Here is a 2,067-nt window from a genome sequence, read left to right on the forward strand (position 1 = left end):
CCTATCGCAACGTAGATCATAAATACGGCAAAATCAGCTACGCCTTGCGCCAAATTTACAGCCCCATCTTAAACGGGTTTAGGATGTTATTTGGATCAAACGCCTTTTTGATGCTTCTAAAAAGCTCCATCTCGGCATCCGTAAATGCAAGCGGCATAAACTCGGCCTTGCTGATGCCGATGCCATGTTCGCCGCTAAGCGTGCCGCCAAGCTCCACCGCGATCTTAAAAATTTCCTCGATCGCCTTGTGTCCGCTCTCTACTTGCGCCGGGTCGGCTCTATCTACGACCATGACGTTTGTGTGTACGTTGCCATCGCCCGTGTGGCCAAAGCACGGCACCTGCACGCCGTATTTTTCAGCGACGCCGCCTATGCGCTCTAGCAGCTCGGGTAGCTTTGAGCGCGGCACTGTGATGTCCTCGTTTAGCTTTAAATTTCCGTAGATATTTATCGCCTGCGAGCAGTTACGCCTGGCAAACCAGATGTCGTTTCGCTCGCTATCGTCCTTAGCGCGTCTAAATTCGCTAGCGCCGTTTTCTCTAAATACTCGCTCTATCGTGGCAAGATCCTGCTCTAGGCCGTCTAAAACGTCGCCGTCTACGTCGGTGATGAGCAGCGCGCCCGCATCTTGCGGTAGGCCTTTGTTAAATTTAGTCTCGACCGCGCTTATGCAAAGCGCGTCTAAAAACTCCATCGCTACAGGCGTTACGCCTGCTGCCATCGTCTTATAAACGGCGTTCATCGCAGCGTTTACGCTAGGGAAAATTCCCATCGCCGTTTTTCTAAATTTAGGTTTTGCGATGAGTTTTAGCGTGATCTCGGTTATTACCGCTAGCGTGCCCTCGCTAGCGATTAAAATGCCTGCGATATTGTATCCCGCGACGTCTTTTATCGTACGTTTGCCCGCGCGGATCACTTCGCCGTTAGGCAGCACCGCTCGTAGCGCCATGACGTAGTCTTTGGTGATGCCGTATTTTGCCGCGCGCATGCCGCCCGCGTTTTCGCTCACGTTGCCGCCTAGCGTCGAGTACTCCTGGCTGGCGGGGTCCGGCGGGTAGAAAAGCCCTAGCTTCTCGGCTTCGCGCTGCAAATTTATATTTATACAGCCCGGTTGCACGACGGCGACCATGTTTTGCATGTCGATTTCTAGGATTTTGTTCATGTGCTTTTCAAAAGCAAGCACCACGCCGCCCTCGTGCGCCAGCGCCCCGCCCGTAAAGCCGCTACCGGCACCCCTAGGCACGATGATAATTTTATTTTCGTTGCAGTATTTTAAAATCTCGCTAACGTCGCACTCGTCCCTCGGGAAAAGCACGCCGTCAAATGCCGCTTTTTCGTCGCGTCGTAGCAGTAGGCGATCCTGTGCGCGTCGTCGAAGTAGGCGTTATCGGCGCCTAGTAAATTTACGAAAAATTTAGCGTGTTTATCAAGCATCATTTCTCTTTCAAAAGAGCTTTGTAGTGGCGGTCAAAGTCGCTGATCTGCTCCGAGCCCCATTTCCAAAATACCGTATCGATGTCCTTGACGCGAGTATAAAAAGGCAGCTGGTAGTATTTGACCGCGCCGCTTTGGAAGCGTTTTAGTGGCTCGAAACTCTGGCAGTCGGCAAAAAGAGCTTCGTTGTTCATAGCGATGAAAATAAGCCCCGCAGCGCTTTGGTTGCACATTTTGCGAAAGTCGTCGCGGCTAGGGTTTGGCTTATACTCGTAGCTGAGGTATGAGCCTACGATATCGGGGTGGATAAAGGTGATATCTTTAAACGCGTTCGTTACTTCGGCGTAAATTTCTTTGTTCGGCACGACGATGAGCGAGCGGTCGTAGAGGTAGTTTAGGATGATCTCGTCGCCGCTTTTAGGCAAAATTCCCGGTATTGGTAGGGCTTTTTGCGCTAACGTGTCAAATACCTCAAATCGTACCTTTGCAAAGCCGCCGCCTTTTTGCGTAACGACGGCGCGAGCGATGATAGAGCTTTGAGAGGCGTCGAATTTATGCATCACTATACCGCTTGAGCCGACTATGATGTCGGGACTGTCGGCTACGGTTCCTACGCCTTCGGTTACGTCGATG

The 2,067-nt window shown here is 51.7% G+C and carries 1 protein-coding gene and 1 pseudogene; both read right to left on the reverse strand.

The features are described from left to right. Positions 1-55 precede the first annotated feature (55 nt). A pseudogene (locus Q0200_RS02705) lies at positions 56-1,434 on the reverse strand (FAD-linked oxidase C-terminal domain-containing protein). Further along, positions 1,434-2,067 (reverse strand): plasminogen-binding N-terminal domain-containing protein (locus tag Q0200_RS02710; RefSeq protein ID WP_297937433.1); only part of this gene is annotated, 634 nt, incomplete at its 5' end. The pseudogene Q0200_RS02705 and the gene Q0200_RS02710, both read right to left, overlap by 1 nt.

This window comes from uncultured Campylobacter sp. (assembly GCF_938045225.1).
In the GTDB taxonomy this organism is placed as follows: Bacteria; Campylobacterota; Campylobacteria; order Campylobacterales; family Campylobacteraceae; genus Campylobacter_A.